The sequence below is a fragment of the Labrenzia sp. THAF35 genome (genome assembly GCF_009363595.1).
Taxonomy (GTDB): domain Bacteria; phylum Pseudomonadota; class Alphaproteobacteria; order Rhizobiales; family Stappiaceae; genus Roseibium; species Roseibium algicola.
The window spans coordinates 5,086,294-5,108,858 of sequence record NZ_CP045380.1 but is presented as its reverse complement, the minus strand read 5'-3'; the positions used below and the strand labels follow the sequence as shown (position 1 = coordinate 5,108,858).

At 58.5% G+C, this 22,565-nt stretch carries 21 protein-coding genes; 10 read left to right on the top strand and 11 right to left on the bottom strand.

Going from position 1 to position 22,565, the window contains the following annotated elements; all coding sequences use genetic code 11:
• Positions 1 to 223 precede the first annotated feature (223 nt).
• On the top strand, positions 224 to 676 hold the full coding sequence (locus FIU93_RS23495; protein WP_023003980.1) for a DNA polymerase III subunit chi: 453 nt from the start codon (positions 224 to 226) through the stop codon (positions 674 to 676).
• A gap of 87 nt (positions 677 to 763) precedes the next feature.
• A complete protein-coding gene (locus tag FIU93_RS23490) occupies positions 764 to 1,156 on the top strand; it encodes a rhodanese-like domain-containing protein (RefSeq protein WP_152506938.1) in 393 nt (130 codons plus the stop codon).
• Between the two features lie 25 nt (positions 1,157 to 1,181).
• On the opposite strand, the gene FIU93_RS23485 is transcribed toward FIU93_RS23490, so the two are convergent.
• The 4 genes from FIU93_RS23485 to FIU93_RS23470 form a co-directional block, all read right to left on the bottom strand.
• On the bottom strand, positions 1,182 to 2,426 hold the full coding sequence (locus FIU93_RS23485; protein ID WP_152506937.1) for a hypothetical protein: 1,245 nt from the start codon (positions 2,424 to 2,426) through the stop codon (positions 1,182 to 1,184).
• Between the two features lie 162 nt (positions 2,427 to 2,588).
• Complete coding sequence (locus FIU93_RS23480; protein WP_062489046.1) at positions 2,589 to 3,287, bottom strand: HAD family hydrolase; 699 nt, start codon at positions 3,285 to 3,287, stop codon at positions 2,589 to 2,591.
• Entirely contained in the window at positions 3,287 to 5,170 is a 1,884-nt protein-coding gene (locus tag FIU93_RS23475; RefSeq protein ID WP_152507688.1) for an ABC-F family ATP-binding cassette domain-containing protein, read from the bottom strand. Before FIU93_RS23475 ends, FIU93_RS23480 begins: the two co-directional genes overlap by 1 nt.
• 111 nt (positions 5,171 to 5,281) lie before the next feature.
• Positions 5,282 to 6,358, bottom strand: a complete 1,077-nt coding sequence (locus FIU93_RS23470; RefSeq protein ID WP_152506936.1) for an alpha/beta fold hydrolase — start codon at positions 6,356 to 6,358, stop codon at positions 5,282 to 5,284.
• A gap of 138 nt (positions 6,359 to 6,496) precedes the next feature.
• Between FIU93_RS23470 and FIU93_RS23465 the strand changes: the two genes are divergently transcribed.
• Positions 6,497 to 7,525: an AraC family transcriptional regulator gene (locus tag FIU93_RS23465; RefSeq protein ID WP_152506935.1), complete on the top strand. Its 1,029-nt coding sequence runs from the start codon at positions 6,497 to 6,499 to the stop codon at positions 7,523 to 7,525.
• Here the strand turns inward: FIU93_RS23465 and FIU93_RS23460 are convergent.
• Positions 7,510 to 8,403: a DUF4344 domain-containing metallopeptidase gene (locus FIU93_RS23460; RefSeq protein ID WP_152506934.1), complete on the bottom strand. Its 894-nt coding sequence runs from the start codon at positions 8,401 to 8,403 to the stop codon at positions 7,510 to 7,512. The genes FIU93_RS23465 and FIU93_RS23460 overlap by 16 nt on opposite strands.
• A gap of 245 nt (positions 8,404 to 8,648) precedes the next feature.
• On the opposite strand from FIU93_RS23460, the gene ndk reads away from it, so the two are divergent.
• The 4 genes from ndk to FIU93_RS23440 all read left to right on the top strand — a co-directional run bounded on the left by ndk (position 8,649) and on the right by FIU93_RS23440 (position 13,120).
• Entirely contained in the window at positions 8,649 to 9,071 is a 423-nt protein-coding gene (ndk, locus tag FIU93_RS23455) for a nucleoside-diphosphate kinase (protein WP_031270733.1), read from the top strand.
• Between the two features lie 170 nt (positions 9,072 to 9,241).
• Entirely contained in the window at positions 9,242 to 10,396 is a 1,155-nt protein-coding gene (locus FIU93_RS23450) for a YHYH protein (RefSeq protein ID WP_152506933.1), read from the top strand.
• An 82-nt stretch (positions 10,397 to 10,478) separates the two neighbouring features.
• A complete protein-coding gene (locus FIU93_RS23445; protein WP_152506932.1) occupies positions 10,479 to 10,916 on the top strand; it encodes an EF-hand domain-containing protein in 438 nt (145 codons plus the stop codon).
• 104 nt (positions 10,917 to 11,020) lie between these two features.
• Positions 11,021 to 13,120 (top strand): molybdopterin oxidoreductase family protein, encoded by a 2,100-nt coding sequence (locus FIU93_RS23440; protein ID WP_152506931.1) that lies wholly within the window; start codon positions 11,021 to 11,023, stop codon positions 13,118 to 13,120.
• A gap of 271 nt (positions 13,121 to 13,391) precedes the next feature.
• On the opposite strand, the gene FIU93_RS23435 is transcribed toward FIU93_RS23440, so the two are convergent.
• The 3 genes from FIU93_RS23435 to FIU93_RS23425 all read right to left on the bottom strand — a co-directional run bounded on the left by FIU93_RS23435 (position 13,392) and on the right by FIU93_RS23425 (position 16,746).
• The gene (locus FIU93_RS23435; protein WP_023003992.1) at positions 13,392 to 13,799 is read right to left on the bottom strand and encodes a DUF983 domain-containing protein; all 408 of its coding nucleotides are present in this window, start codon (positions 13,797 to 13,799) and stop codon (positions 13,392 to 13,394) included.
• A 172-nt stretch (positions 13,800 to 13,971) separates the two neighbouring features.
• Entirely contained in the window at positions 13,972 to 15,366 is a 1,395-nt protein-coding gene (locus tag FIU93_RS23430) for a PLP-dependent aminotransferase family protein (RefSeq protein WP_152506930.1), read from the bottom strand.
• A gap of 222 nt (positions 15,367 to 15,588) precedes the next feature.
• A complete protein-coding gene (locus FIU93_RS23425; RefSeq protein ID WP_152506929.1) occupies positions 15,589 to 16,746 on the bottom strand; it encodes an exo-alpha-sialidase in 1,158 nt (385 codons plus the stop codon).
• Positions 16,747 to 16,982: 236 nt separating this feature from the next.
• Here FIU93_RS23425 and FIU93_RS23420 point away from each other — a divergent pair, with 236 nt between their 5' ends.
• The 3 genes from FIU93_RS23420 (at position 16,983) to FIU93_RS23410 (ending at position 18,816) form a co-directional block, all read left to right on the top strand.
• A complete protein-coding gene (locus FIU93_RS23420; protein WP_152506928.1) occupies positions 16,983 to 17,681 on the top strand; it encodes a GNAT family protein in 699 nt (232 codons plus the stop codon).
• Between the two features lie 40 nt (positions 17,682 to 17,721).
• Complete coding sequence (locus FIU93_RS23415) at positions 17,722 to 18,444, top strand: type 1 glutamine amidotransferase (RefSeq protein ID WP_152506927.1); 723 nt, start codon at positions 17,722 to 17,724, stop codon at positions 18,442 to 18,444.
• A 147-nt stretch (positions 18,445 to 18,591) separates the two neighbouring features.
• Entirely contained in the window at positions 18,592 to 18,816 is a 225-nt protein-coding gene (locus FIU93_RS23410; RefSeq protein ID WP_209010217.1) for a histidine decarboxylase, pyruvoyl type, read from the top strand.
• A gap of 65 nt (positions 18,817 to 18,881) precedes the next feature.
• Here the strand turns inward: FIU93_RS23410 and FIU93_RS23405 are convergent, their stop codons facing one another.
• The 3 genes from FIU93_RS23405 to FIU93_RS23395 all read right to left on the bottom strand — a co-directional run bounded on the left by FIU93_RS23405 (position 18,882) and on the right by FIU93_RS23395 (position 22,529).
• On the bottom strand, positions 18,882 to 19,856 hold the full coding sequence (locus FIU93_RS23405) for a DUF808 domain-containing protein (RefSeq protein WP_023003997.1): 975 nt from the start codon (positions 19,854 to 19,856) through the stop codon (positions 18,882 to 18,884).
• A gap of 121 nt (positions 19,857 to 19,977) precedes the next feature.
• Positions 19,978 to 21,660: an ABC transporter ATP-binding protein gene (locus FIU93_RS23400; protein WP_152506925.1), complete on the bottom strand. Its 1,683-nt coding sequence runs from the start codon at positions 21,658 to 21,660 to the stop codon at positions 19,978 to 19,980.
• Positions 21,657 to 22,529 (bottom strand): metallophosphoesterase, encoded by an 873-nt coding sequence (locus FIU93_RS23395; protein ID WP_152506924.1) that lies wholly within the window; start codon positions 22,527 to 22,529, stop codon positions 21,657 to 21,659. Before FIU93_RS23395 ends, FIU93_RS23400 begins: the two co-directional genes overlap by 4 nt.
• Positions 22,530 to 22,565: the final 36 nt, after the last annotated feature.

Genomic DNA, 22,565 nt, shown 5'->3' with positions numbered 1-22,565 from the left:
GATCCATGGCCAAATCAAATGATCATTGGATCGTCCCCGGGGACGAACCCTAGCCAATCGACATTTTCGAAGGGTTAATGATACGAGTCTTATGGCCTGTCCATGTCATGTTTGCCGTCGGGGGAATTTGAACAGGCGAGTGTTGCAGGCCTGCACCACATTCCGGCATGGCGGTGGAAAACGGAAAGCGAAGGTACAAGGATGTGTCTAGACAGGGTCCGGCATGAGCGTTGAAGTTGTATTCTATCACCTTTTGCACAAGCCACTGGAGATGGCTTTGCCGCAGCTTCTGCAAAAGTGCCTGGAGCGGGATTGGAAAGTTGTCGTACAAACGGGAACCGAGGAGCGATGCAGCGCCCTTGATGCCCATTTGTGGACCTTTACCGACGACGGTTTTCTGCCACATGGCACCAAGGCAGACGGTTACGCCGAACATCAGCCGATATATCTCACGTCCGAGCAGGATAATCCGAACGAAGCGGACGTGCGCTTCCTGGTGGACAGGGCAGCGCCGCCACCGCTGAGCGCCTACAAGCGGGCGATCTACATGTTTGATGGCAACGATACCGAGGCTGTTCAGGAAGCGCGCAATCGCTGGAAGGAAGCCAAGGCGGAAGGGTTTGAAATCGCTTACTGGCAACAGACCGAAGCCGGCGGTTGGGAACGCAAGGCTTAGGCCGTCACAGACCCTGAGTTGGGCGAGCAATCTTTTAACAAGTGAGACGCGCATCGGTGCGCGATGCCGATATTGGAGGAAAGCCTTATGAAGAAGCTGAAGATCTCATCGGCCGACATGGTCGCCAAAGCCAAGGCGCGGATTGAGGAAGTCGACACCGACGCTGCCATCGCCCTGGTAGGAGACCCGGATGTGGTGTTCGTAGACCTGCGAGACGTGCGTGAACGTCAGAAGCTCGGGTTCATTCCGGGCAGCATTCATTGCCCACGCGGCATGATCGAGTTCTGGGTGGATCCGGAGAGCCCCTATCACAAGGAGGTCTTCTCGCAGGAAAAACGCTTCATCTTCCATTGCGCCGCAGGGTGGCGCTCTGCACTCACTGTCGCGACGCTTCAGGATATGGGCTTTGAAGCTGCCCATCTGACAGACGGGTTCGCAGACTGGGTCGAGAAGGGCGGTCCTGTCGAGCAAAAGGACTGAAACAGACCGCCCCGCCGTATTGGTGCTAGTTGGACGTCGAGATCAGGCGCAGTTCATCCGGATCGGCGTCCGAACCGTCCGTACCATCGTCGTTGACGGCGGTTTCTTCGGGATCAATCGGGTCCGTGCCGTCGTCCGGGGTCTCGGTTGCTTCGCGGATTTCATCGATCTTGCCGTCGTAATCGCCAACCCCGAGAACCTGCTTGGCCCAGTCGAGCATTTCCTCATCGACGTAGTCGTCGCCATATTCCCGGACGCGGTTCTCGTTTGCCATCGCCAGAAGTGCTTCTTCCAACGCTTCGTCAGAAACATCAGCGGCCAGCCCATCCAGGCCGGTCTTTTCCGTTTCGTAGTTGGTTGCAGCCGTTTTGAAATCCGAATAGGCGTCGCTCTGAAGAGCAGTTTCAAGCGCTAGTCTTTCAGTTTCGAGAGCGGTCAGCTCGTCATCTGACAATTCAGCCGTATCAAGGCTTTCAAGTTCGGCAAGCCGGTCTTCGAGCTGTTGCGAGGTCAGGCCTTCGTAGGCGAAGCCGTCATAGCTGTCCACGTCCTGAAGCAACCCGTCGAACAGCGTACGTGCGGTCAGGAGGTCCTGTTCGAGGCCTTGCAGATCTGCGGAAAGCCGCTCGAAGGCAAGGCTGTCATTTATGTAGGCCTGGATGGCCGCCAGATGCGGGTCGTTGGAATTGATATAGGCGTGGTAATTGCGATTGAGGGAATTCAACCGACCAAGCTTTGCATTGAAGTTCTTCGGTTTGCCTGAAGGGCTTGCCTGCGGGGTCACGGCAATGCTTGCCAGTGTCGCGCGTTCAGCCTTTGGAAGCCGGTGGCTCGCGGTGCCGCTGTTGCCTCTGGAGGCGGTCTGACGCTTGCCGGAGTTCTTTGAATTTTCGGTTCCGAATACGGAATTCAGAAAGCCACCGAGGCCTTTTCCATTTCCGTTGCCGTTATTCGACTTGGCCTGCTTGGAACCATTGCCGCGGTTGAAGATCCCAAGGCCCTTGTTGCCGTTGCCGTTGGAAGCGGAGTTCCCACCGCGGTTGGAGTTGCCGCTATTGCCCTTGTTGCCGGAATTTCCCTTGTTTCCGCCACCATTGCCGCCGGAATTTCCGTTCCCGCCGCCACCGCCGCCATTGCCGTTTCCATTGCCATTCTTGGCGAAGGCCTTGTCCACATGGAAGGAAAGTGAAGGCACATCCGGCGACAGGGAAGGGGCAACGACGAGCGCTGTTGCGCCGAGGAATAGGGTGACGGTTCTGGAGAGAGGCATTACGTATCCTGGTCTGAAGCGTGCGAAAAATCGAGCTTTGCGAAAACGCCCGCGGTAACTCCGCAAACGTGCCCGCAGTGTCTGAATGTTCACTTACGACAACCCGTCAGACTTTAATTGGTTTCACTTCCGACAGGAATTTTCCGGCCGTAACACCGCTATTCAACTCAGGCGAGCGAGCAGCTGCGGAACCTTGCCAATGTGGTCCAGTCGGTAAAACCGGTCATGGCCACGTGGCTCGTCCGCCTCTTCCAATGCCCAGGTCAGGTCATAGGGCACGTGAGCACCGTATGCTCCGGCATCCAGTGCCGGCAGGATGTCCGATTTCAGTGAATTGCCGATCATGAGCGCTTCACCCGGGCCGCTGCCGTGGCGCGAAAACAGTGAGCGGTATGTCTCGTCGGTCTTTTCCGAGACAATCTCGATTGCGTCGAAATAGACATCGAGGCCGGAGGCTGTCACCTTGCGCTCCTGGTCGAACAGGTCCCCCTTGGTGATCAGGACCAGCTTGAAAGACGTCTTCACCTTTTTCAGCGTTTCTTCGACGTAAGGGAGAGGCTCGACGGGATGGGACATCATCTCGCGCCCGGCTTCCAATATTTCGGCGATGACATCGGCAGGCACCTGCCTGTCGGTGACCTCGATCGCTGTCTCGATCATGGAAAGGGTAAAGCCCTTAACGCCGTAGCCGTAATGCAGGACATTTCGTTTTTCCGCGGCCAGCAGCCGCTCGGCCAGGTGATCCTTGTCGGTGTAGTCGCCGAGCAATGAGGCGAACCGTTCTTCCGTCAGCCTGAACACCCGTTCGTTGTGCCAGAGCGTATCGTCTGCATCGAAGCCGAGTGTCGTGATCTTGGCCATCAGGAAGCCTCCTCGAATTCGGCGGAAAGCTCCAGCCATTCCTCTTCGGTATTGATCAGCTTCTTTTCGCAGAAGGCCCGTTCCTTGGCGAATTTCGCTGCCCGTTCGGGTTCCCTCGTGAAGAATTCCGGATCGGCAAGGGCTTCGTCCAGCTTGATGATCTTTTCCTGCAGGCGCTTCATTTCCTTTTCAGCGGCATCGATTTTCTGTTTCAACGGTTTCAGAAGTTCGCGTTTAACGGCAGCATCGCGGCGTTTTTCTTGTGCATTTGCCTTGTCGGCTTCTGCGGCGGCCTTGTCACGGGCTTTCTGAACCGCCTCGGGACCTTGCAGGATCAGTCGGCGATAGTCTTCCATATCGCCGTCATAGGGTTCCACCTTGCCGTCTGCCACCAGCCATAGCCGGTCGGCGCAAGCCTCGACGAGATGCCTGTCGTGGCTGATCAGCACGACGGCTCCCTGAAAGTCGTTCAGCGCCATCACGAGCGCTTCCCGGCTGTCGATGTCGAGGTGGTTGGTCGGTTCATCGAGGATCAGCAGATGCGGACCGTCAAATGTCGCCAGCCCCAGGAGCAGGCGGGCTTTTTCACCACCAGACAGGTCTTTCGCGGGCGTGTCCATCCGGTCGGTCGGAAGCCCCATGCGTGCAACGCGAGCCCGAACCCTTGCCTCCGGCGCATCCAGCATGAGGGCACGCACATGCGCAACGGCGCTTTCAGCAGGCTTGAGTTCGTCAAGCTGGTGCTGCGCGAAGAAGGCGATTTTCAGTTTCGACGCCTTGGTGATCTCACCATCCATGGCGCCAAGGCGTCCGGAGATCAGCTTGGCGAATGTCGACTTGCCGTTGCCGTTGGCGCCCAGCAGCGCAATCCGGTCGTCGGTGTCGATATTCAGCGTCAGCCGCGACAGGATCCTGGTATCGCCATAGCCGGTCGCCACGCCTTCGAGTTTCAGGATGGGCGGTGCCAGCTGGCTGTCCGGATCGGGGAAATGGATCGGCTTGCTGCTCTCATCCGTGAGGGCGGCAATCGGCTGCATCTTTTCAAGCATTTTCAGGCGTGACTGCGCCTGCCGGGCCTTGCTGGCCTTGTAGCGGAACCGGTCGACAAACGCTTGCATGTGCTTGCGCTGGGCGTCCTGCTTTTCCTTTGCCTTTTCGGCAAGGATCATCGCTTCGCGACGTTGCCTGTCGAAACTGTCATAGCCACCGGAGTAGAAGGTCATCTTACCCCGGTCGAGATGGACGATGCTGTCGACAGCCTTGTTCAGAAGGTCTCTGTCGTGGGAGATCAGAAGCACCTGATGCGGGTAGCGGGCAACATAGTTTTCCAGCCACATCGTGCCTTCAAGATCGAGATAGTTCGTCGGTTCGTCGAGCAGAAGAAGGTCGGGTTCGGAAAAAAGAACCGCAGCCAGGGCAACGCGCATACGCCATCCGCCTGAAAACGACGAACACGGCCTTTGCTGCGCGGCGGCATCAAAGCCAAGGCCGGACAGGATCGAGCCTGCCCTGGCTTCAGCCGTGTGGGCGCCAATGTCGGCGAGCCGGGTATGGATTTCGGCAATCCGGGCCGGGTCTGTCTGTGTTTCGGCTTCTGCCAGCAGCTGGCTGCGTTCCTTGTCTGCGGCCAGCACCACTTCCATCAGGGTTTCTTCCGTCCCCGGTGCTTCCTGTGCGACCTGACCGATGCGCGCGCGCTTCGGGATCTGCACTGAGCCTGTCTCGGTGGAAAGATCCCCGGTGATGATCTTGAACAGCGTTGATTTGCCCGCACCGTTTCGACCGACAAGACCTGTCTTGGCCTTGCCGGGAAGCGTAACGCTGGCTCTGTCGATCAGGAGGCGGTCTCCGATCCGATAAGTAAGGTCCGTAATCTGCAACATGAGGCGGATGTTTGGCGGAGCGCCCATGCGGATGCAAGTGGAAAGCTGTTCTTCGGGCGATCCGGTGGCGGGCTGTGGCATCGCTGCACCGTTGGCCCGCCGGTTTGAAGGTCAAGGTTCCAGAAAATCGAGGATCTCGGCGACTATCCGCCTGTGTTGATGCTCGCGCTCCCGGGAACCTTTGACACAAACAATTTCATCGCCGGGCTCATCTTCCTTCAGGATTTCGAAGGCCTCCGGTTTGCACACGCCCATGAAGTCGAAATGCCCGGCATCTTCCAGTTCAAGATGGTGCACCATGTTTGCAGGCAAGGCGGCCGCAAGAGCGCGGGATTCGACTTCCTGGTTCAGCATATCCGCACGTTCCGAACCCAGTACCAGGACCGGAATGTCTATTGCGTGAAGACTTTCTTCTGAAAACAGGGGCGTGCCACCGAGGTCCATGCTGATGACCTTCCGGACACGGCTATCCTTGCGCGAAACGGACATCTGTTTCCTGTCGGCGGCGGTCTCGGCAACGGACCATCCTGCGAAAACTCCGCACACCACTGGCTGGTTCTCGCCAGTGCAGATTACCGTTTGCCGTTCAGTGTCAAACTTGGCACCTGCCAACAGCATCACGGTGTACCCGCCAAGAGAATGTCCCGCCGCGTAGATGCGGTCCGGGTCGATCCGCTTTGAAGTTGCCTCGTCTTCCAGCAGGAAAGTGATCACCCTCGATAGATCCACCGGTCGATCCCAGAGTTCACGTGCCTGATCCGGATCACGCAGGAATGTACTGGTTCCCGGATGATTGATCATGGCGACCAGGTAACCGCGCCGCGACAACTCCGAGCCCAGCCAGGCCTGATTGAACGTGTTGCCATACATTCCGTGTGAAAGGACAAGCAGCGGGAAACGTCCTTCCGCTGGTTTGCCGTCTGGATCGGCAGCAGCCATCTGCCAGACCTTGCTCTTGTCTGCCTGGCTGAAGAGCCCAGGTGTCTGTGTCGGATACCAGAGATCTCCGGCCAGAGGGCGATCCTGCCGATCGTCCCCGATCGTCAGACTGGTTACACCAGGACCATAGGGGTGGGCTGAGGTGTCCTGTGCCTGTGACAGGACCGGTTCGATGAGGCCTGCAACAAGGATTGCAGCACTCAGGAATGTGCGCGTGTAAGAGTACCGTCGGGCGAGGTGAGGAGACATGGGAAATCCATCTGAGAGTTGCGATGCCCTTCAAATGTCCGGTGGCGGATCTGTTGACAATTGCTGCAGGCTGCCGGTCCTGTCCTCAATCGTGATAAAGGACAGCACGTTCAACCTGCCTCTTTGCGCATACCGGTCATGATCAGCATTCCCGTCTCCTTTCTGCTTGCAGCTGTCTTCCTGTCACTCGGCATCGCTGCACTGAACTGGCGCTCGTTGCCGTCTGTCGCGAGAGGGCTGTTCGTTTGGCTCTTCGGTCTGCTGACGCTGGAAGCTGCCCTCGTGGGCGCGCGCTTCGCCTTCGGGGTTGTCGAACTCCTGACCGTGCAAAGGGTGTTGCCGGTGTGGATAGCGCCGTCCGTTTATCTGGCTTTCGTCTCGCTGACCGTTTCGGGTGAAAGAACCCGGCAACTCGTGGTGTTGAATTTTGGTGCGGCTGCCATCGTGACAGTTGCAATGCATTTGCCTGTGCCGGTTGCCGGTTACGTTGATGGGTTAATCGGCGCAAGCTACGCGGTCTATGCGCTTGCGCTTGCAAGGCTCTGGTGCCTGGGGCCGGATGTGTTTTGCCAGGCTCCGACGAACAAGAGTGGTCTGCTTCGCAATCTGCTCAGCTTTTCCATATTGATCATGCTGGCAACACTGCTGATCGACGCCTTTGTCGCTTACCTGTTCGCGCAGCAAAGCGAGGTTGCCGCCGCGCTTGCGATTTCGCTGGCAAGCCTGTTCTTTCTGGTCCTTGCAGTCGGAGCAGCCTTTGGTGTTCTGGGTGCCCGCTTCGGGCAGTCACGGGCAAAGGTTGAAGAGAGCGTTGGAAATGACGCGCAGCGGGCAGAGATTGTCGATTCTGCCCGAAAGGTTCTGGTGGACCAGGAGTTCTTCCGGGATCCATCGCTCACACTTACGCGGCTGGCCCGGCGGGTCGGGGTTCCTGATCGGGATCTATCCAGAGCCGTCAACGCAGTTGAAGGCGTCAATGTCAGCCAGTTCGTCAATCTGGTCCGCCTCGCGGAAGCGGAACGACTGCTGGTTACGACGGATGAGCCTGTCGGCCGGATACAGGAGCGGGCCGGATTTTTGACCCGTTCGAACTTCTACAGAGAATTCCAGAAGGCATATGGCGAAGCGCCAGGCGCTTATCGCAAGAATGCTCAGTCCTCGCTCTGAGCTTTTTCATTTTCTTCCGGAACACTCAGATAGATCTCGGCCAGACCGGCGAGAAGTTCATGGCAGAGGATCACTTCCCGCGTCTGCGGATCCCAGAAGGCGTTTTTCTCGCCGCAGGCGGTTGAGCGGAAGGTGACTGTCTTCGGCAGCTCGTAGAAAGTGTCGAATTCCTTGGCGACCATCTCCACCAGTCCGCTTTCCTTCAGGAAAACGGCCATGGCTTCCAGGTCTCTTGTTGCCGGATCATGGACGACCTTGATCTTGCCACCGGGCGTATCGCTGTCCCTCAGATAAGGATCGGTCACGATTTCCCACGAAGCCGAGGCCTGTTCATAGTCGAAGGCGCAGCTTTCAATCCGCTCCTCCGGCAACTCCAGGTCTCTGGCAAGATCCAGAAAGGCGTCTTCGTCGGCCCCTACCATCAGGCACAGCATCTTGTAGCCGCGTTGCTGGTCCAGATCGTGCTCGTCGTAGAAAACCAGGTCGTCGTAGTCTTCCTCGGCAATCAGGAACCAACCGATCATCGCCTGTGTGAGATAAAGATCCATGTCGTCGGTGTCCGCGCCGAGCATGGAAACGGTGGCCAGATTGTCGACGGCATCTTCTTCCTGGGCCAGAACGGGAAGTTCCAGTTCCGAGACAAGCATATGTCCGCTCTCGTGGTAGAGCGTGAACAGCGTGTTGCCCGCAACGAAAACGAAGAGCTCTTCCAGCTGTTCGGGCGAAAGGGCGGCAAGTTGCCCTGCCAAAGTGGGGAAAGTTTGCGGGCTTTCGGTCCCATGTGTATTGGCCGCCACCGAGGGTGCGGCAAGGCTGAGCCAGAGCGATGCGACGGCCGCATAAAGCAGCGTCGGCAGGAGGGCGAAGAGTTCGACCATGGTGTCATTCCCGAAGAGGAGCGCCGCAAACCGTCCGCTCGACCTTTGCATTTGCGCGCAGACTAGGCAGCCGTTCGTATGTTGGCCAGCACCATATTGAGCCACAAACCGGTTACCGACATCAAAATGTCATGACCCGGCCCCCTTGCGGGCGTGACGGCACCCCGTTATTAAGGCCGCGAAATTTTTAAAAATCCGGAACCGGCACTCCGCCGGCCCGCTGCTGAAACGAGAAAGATGAAACCATGGCGATTGAACGCACGTTTTCCATGATCAAGCCGGACGCCACCAAGCGCAACCTGACCGGTGCCATCACCGCCAAGCTTGAAGAAGCCGGCCTGCGCGTCGTTGCTTCCAAGCGCGTTTGGATGTCCCTGCGCGAAGCTGAAGCTTTCTATGCGGTTCACAAGGAACGTCCGTTCTTCGGCGAACTGACTGAATTCATGTCTTCTGGCCCGACCGTCGTTCAGGTTCTGGAAGGCGAAAATGCCATTGCCAAGAACCGTGAAGTCATGGGTGCAACCAACCCGGCTGACGCTGCAGAAGGCACGATCCGCAAGTCCTATGCCCTGTCCATCGGCGAAAACTCCGTACACGGTTCCGATGCAGCTGAAACCGCTGCTGAAGAAATCGCGTTCTGGTTCTCCGGTGTTGAACTCGTCGGCTAACCTGCGGGCAATGAGTTGACTGAAAAGCCGGTCCCGTCGGGGCCGGCTTTTTCTGTTTGTGCCACCTCTCAGCCGTTACATCGCGTTACACTTTGATGCGATTGTCTGACAGCGTTCTGCTTCCAAAGGCCCCATACTCAATTTGTGGGCGAAGAGATCGGGAGAGAGCGATGCGCATATCGATAGCGCTGGCCGGAGTGCTGATTGCAGTACCGGCTGCCGCGCATGACAGCATGGCGCCACTGGAAGGTGAACAAGCCATCGAGCAGACGCATGTTATGGAGGAAATCTGGAACCTCTTGCTGCCGAAGGCCGAAGCGTCGGCAGACATTTCAGTCGACAGCAACTATCGTCATATTCATGCCGACGGCTATCCGGTGAAACCGCCCGGAAAATTTCCCAACCGCGGGAACCCGCATTCCATTTCGAAAAAGAACTACAATCTGAAAGTCCCTCTGGTGCCGCACAAGAACTCCAGCGCAACCAGGGCGCAGGGGGCGGTTTTTGGCATTGCGGTGAACGGTGTGGTCATGGACCCTGGCACGGCGGAGTTCTGGCAAAACGACCGGCGCTCGGGATGGAACTACGAGGCGCTGGGCGGTGCTTGCAAGCTGGGTCTTGATCGGTACAACGCCCATGTCCAACCGGATGGCACCTACCATTATCATGGCATTCCGACCGGCGTCATGGCCTCCAAGGATGGTAAGTTAGTGCCTGCCTTGTTGGGATTTGCCGCGGACGGCTTTCCCATCTACGGCCCTTACGGCTATTCCGACCCCAAGCGGAATTCGGGTCTCAAGAAGCTGAACAGCAGCTACAGGGTGAAGAAAGGCAATCGGCCGGGCGGGCCGGGCGGGCCGGGCGGGCGCTACAACGGCAAGTTCACACAGGATTGGGCCTATGTTGCCGGCGCCGGCGATCTTGACCAGTGCAACGGGCGTTTTGCGGTTACGCCGGAATATCCGAACGGCACGTATCACTATGTGCTGACGGATGCATTTCCTTTCATTCCGCGCTGTTGGATGGGCAATCCCGACAGCAGCTTCATGCGCTTGAAACGAGCTGGCATGAGAGGCGAGATCCAGAACGAGAGCGATCTTCCCACGGTCGATTTTGCGGCGTTGTCGGACAACAGCGAGGCTGCCGTCGTGCTTGTTCAGGCACAGGGCGGACACCCGCCACGTTTTCTGCATGGAGGTCGCCCACCGCCCCCGGGCCTTGGATCTGGCCATGGACCAGGCTTTGGCTCGCGCAACGGAGGTCCTCCACCCGGTGCAAGGCCGGAAGCCGGGCGTGGGGGGAGATCTCCCTGCAGCGGCAGCTGAACGGAAAAAGTGCGTGACATCCACGCACTTTTTTGGAAATGAAACATTCAAAAATTCGAAACTTGGAAAGAAAGGAAATCACATGAAATCGATCACGCTCGGAGCCGCACTCATTCTGGCAACCGTGGGCTCATGTATTGCCGCAGAAGGGCCTGGGGCGCATTTCATCGAAAACTGGGATCTGAATGGTGACGGTGCAGTGACCGCTGAAGAAGCGCGGGAACGGCGCGGCAATGTCTTTGCCAGTTTCGACGCCAACGACGATGGTTTTCTGGATGCAGAGGAATATGTCCTCTTCGATGAGGCAAGAGCCCAGGATCAGGCAGAGAATGAGCCCAAAGGAATGGGGAAAGGTGCAAGAAACCCGGCAAACGGCATGCGCCTTGAAGTCAATGATATCGACGGCGACGGCAAGGTTTCTGAAGCCGAGTTTCTCGACAACGCATCCTCCTGGATCGAAATGATCGACCGCAACGGCGACGGGGTCGTAACAGTTGCGGATTTCGGTCCACGCGGGTGAAACGAACCACCCGGATAATGGGTAAAAGCGGCCATCCGACTTGACAGGTGGCCGCGCTGGGGGAACCTTGCCGGGCTCATGTTCGAGGAATTCAGTAAGGCATCATGACCCAGCAGCCGCCCAAGAGCACTTTTTCCGCCTGTCCGCACGATTGTCCGTCGACCTGCGCGCTGGAGGTGCATTTTTATCCGCATGGCGACGTACGCCGGCTGAATGGTGCCAAGGACAACACCTATACCGCAGGCGTTATCTGCGCCAAGGTCGCGCGTTATCCCGAACGGCTTTACCACCCGGACCGGCTGTTGAAGCCGCTTCGGCGCACCGGCAAGAAAGGTGAAGGCCGTTTCGAGGAAATCTCTTGGGATGCGGCGCTGGATCTGATTGCTGAAAAGTTCCTGGCTGCGGAAACCGAATTCGGGGCCGAAAGCGTCTGGCCCTATCACTATGCCGGTACGATGGGGATGGTGCAGCGGGACAGTATCCACCGGCTGCGTCATACCAAGGGCTACTCGCGTCAGTTCGACAGTTTCTGCACCAACATGGCCTGGACAGGCTATGTCGCCGGCACCGGCAAGTTGGCAGGGCCTGATCCGCGTGAAATGGCGGTTTCCGACCAGATCGTCATCTGGGGTACAAATCCGGTCGCGACCCAGGTCAACGTGATGACCCATGCCATTGCCGCCCGCAAGAAACGCGGCGCACGCATCATTGTTGTTGACGTCTATGAGACCGAGACGATGAAGCAGGCGGACATCGGCATCATCCTGAAACCCGGCACGGATGCCGCGCTTGCCTGCGCTGTCATGCATGTGCTCTTCCGCGACGGCCATGCCGACCGGGATTACCTGGAAACCTACACGGATTGTCCAGCCGAGCTGGAAGCGCATCTGAAAACGAAGACACCGGAGTGGGCTGCTTCGATCACGGGGCTGGACGTCTCAAGGATCGAGGAGCTGGCGCAGCTGATCGGTTCGGTCAAGAAGACCTATTTCCGGCTCGGCTACGGCTTCACCCGGTCGCGCAATGGTGCAGTCGGCATGCATGCTGCCAGTTCCATTGCCGCTGTCACCGGCTGCTGGAAGGAAGAGGGCGGCGGCGCCTTCCACAACAACGGCGCGATCTATCAGCTCAACAAGGAAATGATCGAAGCCGGCTCGCTGAAGGACCTGGCTGTGCGTGCCCTCGACCAGAGCCTTGTCGGCCGTATTCTCACGGGCGACGAAGCGGCGTTGCTTGGTGGTCCGCCGGTGAAGGCGATGCTGATTCAAAATACCAACCCGGTTTCCGTGGCACCGGAGCAGGACCTGATAAAGCAGGGGTTTGCGCGCGAGGACCTCTTCACCGTCGTCCATGAGCATTTCATGACAGAGACCGCGCAGATGGCAGACATCGTGCTGCCGGCAACCCAGTTTCTGGAACATGACGACCTTTATAAAGGCGGCGGACACCAGTATCTGATGCTGGGTCCCAAAGCTGTTGAGCCGCCGGAAGGTCCTAGGGAAAATATATTTGTTATCAACGAGATCGCCAGGCGCGTTGACTCAAAACCTCACCCCGGATTCGATATGAGCGCACGCGACCATATCGACTGGCTGTTGCGCAATTCCAACTATGGAACGCTCGCAGACCTGGAAGCGGGAAAGTGGATCGATCTGCAGCCTGATTTCGAAACGGCGCATTATCTCAACGGTTTCGGTCACGCAGACGGCAAGTTCCACTTCAAGGCTGACTGGGGTCGTTCCTCTGCTCCCAACAAGCCGGAAGACGGCACAATCTTCGGTCCCTGGCAGACGATGCCGGAGTTGCCGGACCAATGGGACAGCATCGAACTTGCAGACGAGCAGCATCCGTTCCGCTTGGTGACATCGCCAGCCCGCTCTTTCCTGAATTCCACGTTCAACGAGACCGACAGCTCGAAGAAGAAGGAAGGCCGACCGGAGGTCTGGTTGCGTCCGGAAGAGGCAGAGCGTTTCGGCATCGAAGACGGTGCCAAGGTGAAGATGGGCAACCGGCGCGGTGTCGTGACTTTGCATGCGCGATATGTTGCGACCGTCGCGCCCGGAACCGTGATTTCGGAAGGGATCTGGCCGAACGATGCTTTCGAGGATGGCCGCGGCATCAACACGCTCACCGGCGCCGACCCGGTGGCGCCCTATGGTGGCGCGGCGTTTCACGACACGGCCGTGTGGGTGAGGGCCGTCTGACGCTGACTGCCGGTTTGTTAGGTAATTGCGGCCCATCCTTCGAGATGCGAGCGAACTCGCTCCTCAGGATGAGGCGGACGTGCATTCAGACGCAAGCAGAGCAGCACACGCATCCTCATTCTGAGGAGGTGCGAAGCACCGTCTCGAAGGATCGGCCACTTGCTCCATAGCCTCTCAATTTAAGAAAAGAAAAGGCGGTGCATCGCCCGTCCGATGTCACCGCCTGCCTCGGGAAAGTCTGGTCGTCGGTCCGGCTTGGGGCTTCCGAACGTCAGACCTGGCTTTCCGAGGATTGGGAAACGGGTGTGGCCAGCTTGCCTTCTTCCGCCTTGTAGAAATACTGGCTTGAGACCAGCCAGCCCTTGAGCGGTCGAAGCATAGGAATGCAGGTCACCAGGATCAGCGGCAGGGTCGTCACCAAATGCACCCAGTAAGGGGCTGTAAACGCGATTTCGAGCCAGATCGCAAAGGCGACTGCGGGAATGCAGCCGAAGCAGATCACGAAAAACGCGGGCCCGTCCGCAGGGTCGGCAAAGCTGTAATCAAGTCCGCAGTGGTCGCATTTCGGCTTCAGCTTCAGGAAGCCGTCGAAGATGGAACCTTCGCCGCAACGCGGGCAGCGGCCCTTGATGCCGGTGCGGATCGGCGGAATTTGCGGCCAGCTTTGTGGAGTGGTCATGGAACACCTTTTCCTGCGAGAGGTCTTCCGGTTCGAGCCGGAGACGTTAATCCAGTCAATATTTGAATGAATGGATATGTTTGCAGTCAAAGATAAAGCAAATTGCTTGCGTAGCAAGCCGATCGCCTGCGGCAGATTGGCAGAGGGTTGTGTGCAGTCTTTGCCTTTTCGTTCAGAAGTAGGTGGAGGTCTTGTCCGGCGTTGACGCCAATGCCTCGGAAATGACCCTGAACGCGCTATCGATCTGAGCGCGATCATGTGGTCCGCCCAGACAGAGCCGCACGGATTCATCCGCCTTTCCGGCAATCGTGAAGGCGTCGCTTTCCACAACGCCAACAGCCTGGTTCCTCATCTGGCTGACAAAGGCCGGACGAGACCAGCCTTCCGGCAAGGCAAGCCAGATATGAAATCCGTCAGGGTCGGCTTCAAACTTCTGGCTTTTCAGATAGCGGGCGGCCAGTTCCTGCCGGGCCGCGCTTTCGCTTCGGATGTGCCGAAGCAGGGCTCTGGCAGTGCCATCTTCGATCCAGCGCGTGGCCAGGGCTGTCGTGAGCGGTGAAATCATGACGCTGGACGTGCGCTGTGAACGAGCGAACTGCCATGCAGCGCTCCGGTCCGGGGCAAGGACGTGGGCGAGCCGGAGACCGGCTCCAACGCTTTTCGAAAGAGAGCCGATGTACCAGGTGATATCCGGAGCAAGAGCGGCTATCGACTGGACCTGCTTGCGGCTGAGCTGGCCGTAGGGATCATCCTCCAGGATCGGCACGCCGTTGCGTTGCGCGACGGCCGCAAGGTCGCGGCGCCGCTGCTCGGAGAGGGTGCGAGTGGTTGGGTTGTGAAGAGTAGGATTGAGATAGAGTGCCTTCAGGCGACCGTCGAGACAGGCTTTGCGAAAGGCCTCCGGATCAATGCCTTCTTCGTCACTCGACAAGCCACAAAGCTCCAGTCTGAGTTGTCCGCAGATGGAGCGGATCCCGGGATAGGTGACGGCTTCGCATGCGATCCGGTCACCCGGCTCGCAAAGCGTTGCAAGAATGCCGGCAAGGGCTGCCTGAGCGCCGGGAGCAAACAGAATATCTTCCGGGTCGGGTTTGAGGCCAACCCCGGCAAGCCAGCGTGCTGCAGCCTGGCGGTCCGGGTCCTTTTCAGAAATTGTCTGGTATCGAAGCAGCGGAATGAGGTCGGCCGAAAGCGCCGCGAGCCCCTCTTTCATACGGGCAATCAGGCCGGGGTCACTGACTTCCGGCGGCAGGTTCATGGAAAAGTCCGGAGGTGACAGCCGCTTGGCATCACGTGTTGCAACGCCGCCGCCCAGCACGCTGTCGGGGCCGGTGACGAATGTGCCGCTGCCAACCATGGAGGAGATAGCGCCACGCCTGCGGGCTTCGGTGTAACCGCGTGCAACGGTGGTGAAGTCAAGCCCGAGCCGGGCTGCCAACTGGCGCTGCGCAGGAAGCCGGTCTCCAGGCGAAAGGCGTCCGGTGCGAATATCTTCTTCAATGGCGTCCGCGATCGCGGCATAGCGCGGAGCACTGCTGGCGGAAAGGTCAGGACACCATTCGGTCATGAAGAATTGCTTTCAAATTGACTGGATATTGACTGTATACAGAGGTCGTGCCGGGATGTCACCAATCATTCGCTTCAGGGTGGGGCACCCAGTGGAGCTTGCGAACAATGGACGGCTGGCGAACAGCGCGCGTGCTGAACGGTCTTTGTGTCCAGGAAGATGTGGTCGTGACGAACGCGTGGCAGCGAGCTGGCAGCAAGGCCTTCTCGATGTCAGCTGGTTTTATCCTCGGTCCAAAACCTCAACGGCCAGCACTGTCGGCAAATGGCGGGCAATTTCCTGCCAGGTCTCACCTTCATCCAGGCTGGCGAAAACCGAGCCTGAGTTTGTGCCGAAGTAGAGCCCGGCGGGGTCTCGTGTGTCGCCGCCCATCGCCTGACGCAGAACCGTGAAGAAGCAGGCTTCCTGCGGAAGGCCCTCGCGCTTGTCCCGCCAGGTTCGGCCACCGTCATCGGACTTCCAGACGGCTGCTGCCGCACCGGGTGGAAACCGGCCTTCGGTGTCTCCGTTAAGTGGGAGAGTCCAGATGGTGTCAGGATCTCGCGGATGAACGCGGATCGGGAAGCCGAAGGTGGAGGGCAGGCCGTCGGTGATGTTGTCCCAGTTGAGCCCGCCGTCTGCGGATCGCCAGACGCCGTGGTGGTTCTGCTGATAAAGCAGGTCATTGTCGCCAGGTGCACGCATCATGTTGTGAACGCAATGGCCGGTCTCGCCGTCGCGCGGGGAGGCAGGGTGATCATGTCCCTCACAGGCGGCCGCGTTGGACAGCCGGTTGCGTCGCTCCCAGGTCATGCCGCCATCTTCGCTGGCGAAAACGCCTGCGGCTGAAATGCCTATCCAGAGCTTTTTCGGATTGTCCGGGTCGGAAACGATCGTGTGCAGCACAAGGCCGGCCGCACCCGGGTTCCAGCTGTCTGCGGACGGATGATTGGCAAGCCCTTCCAGATGCGCGAAGCTCTTGCCGCCATCCCGGCTGGCGAGAAATCTTGCGGGCTTGGTGCCGGCGTAGAGCGTGCCGTGGGCATACCCGAGCGACCAGATTTGCGAAAAGTCGTCCGCAAAAGGCAGGTCCTGAGGTGTCCAATTCAAAAACTTGGCCGTCTCGGGATCATTGGCTGCCCAGTCGTCGAGCGTCCCTTTGGTCAGTCGGGTGACCTCCCATGTCTCGCCGCCGTCGACAGAACGCCAGACGCCCGCGCCGGACCATTCGCCGCCGCCGCCGGCCCAGATCGTACCGCTTTCCGGATCGCCGATCACGTGATTGATCGGCCAGCCATCGCAGAAAGGTCCCTTTACCTTCCAGCCTCCACGGTCACTTCCACCGTTCAGCAGGAACGCTCCCTTGGTGGTCCCGACAAGCACCGTTACACCCGAAGTCATGGTTTGCCTCCTCCAGAAACCGGTGGAGCTTAACACGAGTTTTGTTGGTTGCAGATGGGCTTCGTTGCTCCTTTACGGCGTGATGTGGCCTAAAGGAAAAGAGACGCCTAACTGGTTCTGTTGGTCTCGAGGAACTGGATCTTCTCGCGGTACCAGTGAAGCGGTAGACAGTGGGAGCGTGCCGGTAGCAAACTGCCGGCACATGCAAGCAAGCCATGCCCTTTCCGGAGATGATCATGCCTGAAAACCTTAGCCATTGGACCGCGCGTCCCCGGCCGGAGCACAAGCCGATTGAGGGCCGTTACGTTGTTCTGGAGCCGCTTGACCCGGTACATCATACGTCCGGGCTATTCGAAGCTTCCGATGTGCCGGACGGCGATCAGAAATTCCGCTGGCTGCCTGAGTATCCGCCGGAGACGGAGACTGATTTCCGCGGGTGGGTGGAAAAGGCTGCAGCCAGCAAGGATCCGCTCTTTTTTGCAATCGTGGACAAGGAAACCGGCAAAGTTGCCGGACGGCAGACGCTTATGCGGATCGACGAGGCCAACGGTGTCATCGAAATTGGAAATATCTATTGGGGGCCTCTGATCTCGCGCAGACGTGGGGCGACCGAAGCCCTCTATCTGTTCATGAAATATGTGTTCGATGATCTCGGTTACCGGCGCTTCGAATGGAAGTGCAACAACGACAACATTCCGTCCAGGCAGGCCGCCTTGCGTTTCGGTTTCAGCGAGGAGGGCGTCTTCCGGCAGCATCTTGTCGTCAAGGGTCTCAATCGCGATACGGCGTGGTTCTCCATGATCGACAAGGAATGGCCGGCGCTGAAAAAGGGCTATGAAGCCTGGTTGGCCGCGGAGAATTTCGAGCCATCCGGAGAGCAGAAGCGCAAACTTGGCGCGTGTCTTGCGGATGCTGCAAAGAGCGGTCAATCATGAGCGATCGGCGCCAGCCGGATTCGCCAGACGAGACCTATCGATGAACTCCAGACATATCGGCATCTTGCAGCCCGGGCATGCCCCCGACGAACTGGCACAGGAATTGGGCGACTACGATGCATGCTTCCGGCAGTTGCTGGCCGGTCGCGGGTTTTCCTTCACGACCTATGATGTCGAGGCGGGCCAGTTCCCCGATGGGCCGGAAGCAGCGGATTCCTGGTTGATAACCGGGTCCCGCCACGGAGCCTACGAAGACCACGACTGGATTCCGCAGCTTGAGGATCTTATCCGCGCTATCCACCAGAGCGAGCGCCCTCTGATCGGTGTTTGCTTCGGTCACCAGATCATTGCTCAGGCCCTTGGTGGTAAGGTGGAGAGGTCGCCCAGGGGATTTACCGCAGGCCCGGAAACCTATCGCGGTTTCGGTCACGAAAAACTGGTGCTCAATGCCTGGCATCAGGACCAGGTCACAATGGCGCCCAAGGGGCTTGAAGTTGTTGCAAGCAGTTCAGGTTGCCCGATTGCCGGGCTTCATCTGCCTGGCCGGATCCTGACATGTCAGCCGCATCCGGAAATAGATCCGGACTATCTTGCGGGCATTGTGAAGCTGCGCGGATATGTTTTGAACGACACGCAGCGCGCTGATCTGCCGAAACGGATCGAGACCATGCCTCTTGATGCGAACAAGGCGGCAGATCTCTTTGCAATGTTCCTGTCGGGCGAAGAAATCGGGATGCTTTTGCCCGGTAACGCCGAAGCCTGATCTGCAGAGCCAACCATGCCCGTTCAATCGCAATGCTCGAATTTGCGAAGGTAGAACTTTATTTGGATCTAAACGCTAATTTGAACTTCTCGCGCTTGCAGGTGTTTAGGGGCGTGGCGGATCGTTGACTGCGACAAGGACCCGTCGGTGCCCTATGACCGCACCTACATGGCCTGTGCCTATGTCATCATGAAGTCTGGCTTTGTCGGTACGGCACTTACGGTTGCGCGTTACACCACGTTTGCTCAACCAGAAGGCCCCTCAAGCTTCAATACGTTTTATGAACTGACATTGAGCGACTGGGAGCAGGCTGTCGGGCTGACATGTCCCGGTCTCGACGGCGTACAGAAAATCCTGCGCTTTGCTCTCTGACGAAAAAGGCAATCGACTGTCTCCTGTCGATTGCCTTTGTTTTTTCCGGGCCGACCGCTCGAAGGTCAGTGGCTCTTCGCGGCTGACTTGCCTCTGACGAGCCGCCAGACCGGCAGGATCACCTTGCTGGTCACCGGGATCAGCAGCATGCCGAGTGCAAGGCCGAATAGACCGTCCAGGCTTGCCGTTACCACCCATGTGAGGAAGCCTTGAGCGACCTGTACCGAATGAGCGACGTTGTGGGCAATGTCGTGGATGATGCCGTAGATCTGCCCGAAGCCCAGAACGTCCATACCATGCAGCACGATGGAGCCACCGACCCAAAGCATGGCGGCGGTGCCAACTGTCATCAGCAGTTTCATGAAGCCGGGCATGGCTTTCACAATGCCGTGGCCGATGGCGCGGGTCAGCGACAGGCGGCCTCTGCGCGTCAGCATCAGGCCGAAGTCGTCCGCCTTTACCAGCAAGGCAACGGAGCCATAAACGAGAACGGTGATGCCGATTGCGACCACTGCAAGCGTAGCAGCTTCCATCCAGATGGTGCTTTCAGGAATCTCGGCGAGGGCGATCGTCATGATTTCCGCCGACAGGATGAAGTCGGTCTTGATGGCGCCGGAAACCTTCTGTTCTTCCAGATGCAACGGGTCGGCAACGAAGCCTTCCGGCTCGTCGGCGTCATGATGATGTGGCTTGAAGATGTGATAGATCTTTTCCGCCCCCTCAAAACACAGGTAGGCGCCACCCAGCATCAGCAACGGTGTGATGATACCTGGTAAAAACTCATTGAGTACGAGGCCGGCAGGAAGCAGGAAGATCAGCTTGTTCTTGATTGATCCCTTCGCGATCCGCCAGACGATCGGAATTTCGCGTGCAGGGGAAAATCCGGCGACATATTTCGGAGTGACGGCTGCGTCGTCGATTACGGCTCCGGCCGCTTTCGCGCCCGCCTTGGCCGCCTGGCCGATCACGTCATCCGCGGAGGCCGCGGCAATCTTGGCGATTGCGGCAACGTCATCGAGTAGGGCAAGCAATCCGCTCATGGCAGCTCCAGGTCTGTGTCCGTCCGGGGCAAGGATATAGCGTGTTGCCGGGTGAGGGGCCAGTAAAGAGACCCCATATTCCTGAAACAGATTGCACCGGAACGAATTGGCCTGAAGTTGGTTACGCCATCGCCGCCAGTGTCGTGCTTTCCTGCGGAAATGCCGTGAAGGCCTCCGCAGACTTGCGGCGTTGCTTCGGCATCGGGTTTGGAACAGCAGACAACAGGCGGCGTGTGTACGGGTGCTGGGGGTTTTTCAGAATCTGTTCGGTTGGACCGGTTTCGACAATCTCGCCCTTGTACATCACGGCAATGCGGTGACTGACCCGCTCCACCACGCCGATATCGTGTGAGATGAACAGGAACGACAGACCTTCCGTGCGTTGCAGTTCCAGCATCAGATCAGTGATCTGCCGGGCAATGGAAACATCCAGCGCGGAAACCGCTTCGTCCGCAATAATGAGTTTCGGTTCCACCGACAAGGCACGCGCAATGCACAGACGCTGACGTTGTCCGCCGGAGAATTGGTGCACGAAGCGATTGATGGCATCGCGCTCCAATCCAACCCTTTCAACCAGATCCGCTGCGAGTTCCTTCTGGTCCTTGCGCGAGACAAGGCCGTGGATCCGTGCCGGCTCCGTGATCAGCTCATGTACCGGAAGCCGCGGATTGAGGCTCGCATAAGGGTCCTGAAACACCATCTGCATGTCCTTCCGCGTTTCGCGGAGCGCCTGCCGGGAGGAGCTGTTCAGAACATGACCGTCAAGCCGGACAGATCCGCTTTCAGGTTCGATCAGGTGCAGAATGGATCGAGCCAGGGTCGACTTGCCGCAACCGGATTCGCCAACCAGACCAAGCGTCTCGCCACGCGCAACCTTCAGCGAAACGCGGTTCACGGCCAGAACGCCGTCGGATTTCCTGGAAAACAGGCCGGATTTGCCGGCAAATCGTGTCGACAGTTGCTCAACATCCAGCACTGTCTCGGTCCCGGCCTGCTGCGTGCTGGTTCCGGAACCCGGTTTCGGCGTTGCCGCCATCAGCGCCTTTGTGTAGGCAGCCTTCGGCCTTTCGAAAAGATCGTGAACGCTGGCTTCTTCCATCTTTTCACCGTTGCGAAGCACGACGACCCGGTCGGCAATTTCGGCAACAACGCCCATGTCATGTGTGATGAACAAAACGCCCATGCCGATTTCGGCCTGAAGGTTCCGGATCAGTGTCAGGATCTCTGCCTGGGTGGTGACATCCAGAGCCGTTGTCGGTTCATCGCAGATCAGCAGTTTGGGCCTGCAGGCGAGCGCCATTGCAATCATCACCCGTTGACGCAGGCCGCCGGAAAGTTCGTGCGGATATTGCTGCAGCCGCCGCGCCGGATCCGGAATGCGCACCTGATCGAGGGCTTCTTCCGCGGCTTGCATTGCCTTGCGCCTGTCGAACTTCCGGTGGCGGATGAAGACCTCGCCAACCTGGTCGCCGATTTTCAGAACCGGGTTGAGTGAGGTCATCGGCTCCTGAAAGACCATGGAAATGGCATTGCCGCGCAGAGCTGTCAGCTGTGCATCCGACAGGCTTCGCAAGTCATGGGAGCCATCACCATCGTTCAGGCGGATGCTGCCCCCGCCAATCGTTCCACCTTCTCGTTCGATCAGCCGCAGGATGGAAAGTGCCGTGGCCGATTTGCCGGAACCGGACTCTCCGACCAGCGCAAGTGTCTCGCGCGCATGAATTGCAAAGGAAATTCCCTTCACGGCTTCATGAGTACCGAAAGAAATCCTGAGGTCCTGAACGTCCAGTACCGGCTTGGTCATTTGAGGTCTCCGCGGCGTCTTGCTGCAAATTCCGGGTGCTGGTTGAAGTCCGGTAGCGGCGGTGTCCAGCGGTCGGCATGAGGCTTGAACGAATGGGCAATCGGGTCGAGGCCCTGCACCTGCCAGGAGACGGTTTCGCCAAGCTCAAGCAAACCGAAGGCACCTGCAGGTTCGCCCCTGGTGGTGAAGCTTTCGGTGAGCGACTGCTGTGTCAGATGGGTAATGCCGTCCACCGTGGTGATTGTGTTCCAGTGAACGTGGCCGGACAGACAGACCACCGGCTGCCGGGACTGCGCCAGTGCCGCGCGGGCACGTTCTGCCATCGGGTAGGTCGAAGCTGAGGGATTGCGTTCGAAGTAGTAGTTACCGATCTGGCCATGACCGGAAACGGGAACGTGGCTGAGCACCAGAAGAGGCTTGTCCGTGTTCTGTGCAACGCGTGACAGCCACAAGAGATCGGCCTCATGGAGAATGAACCCGGAATGCTCCGGCGTCCGATGGATCTTGCTGTCTGCGCGCCACAGCGCAATTTTCCAGTCACCTGCATCAAAGGTCGCGTTGGCGAGGGACTGACCGAGGATTTCCTCGTTGTCCGAAACATCCAGGTGATCGCGGTCGTGATTGCCGTTGATGTGGTGGACCGGAGCATTGACGGCCTTGAAGGCGTCGGCGACTTCGCGTTCCAGCTGAAGGTCCGTGTCGCGGTCCATATCGGAAATCCGATCGCCCAGATCGACGACGAAATCGGGGGCAGCATCGTTGGCGAAACGGGCAAACTCGGCCATCAGGTCGAGGGCAGTGTCACCGCGCTTGGTCGCGGAAGGTTTGCCGTGGTGGATGTCGGCGACAACAGCAATGCGTACGGACACGTTGAATTTCCTGAATTGATCAAAGGGTAGGGAGAG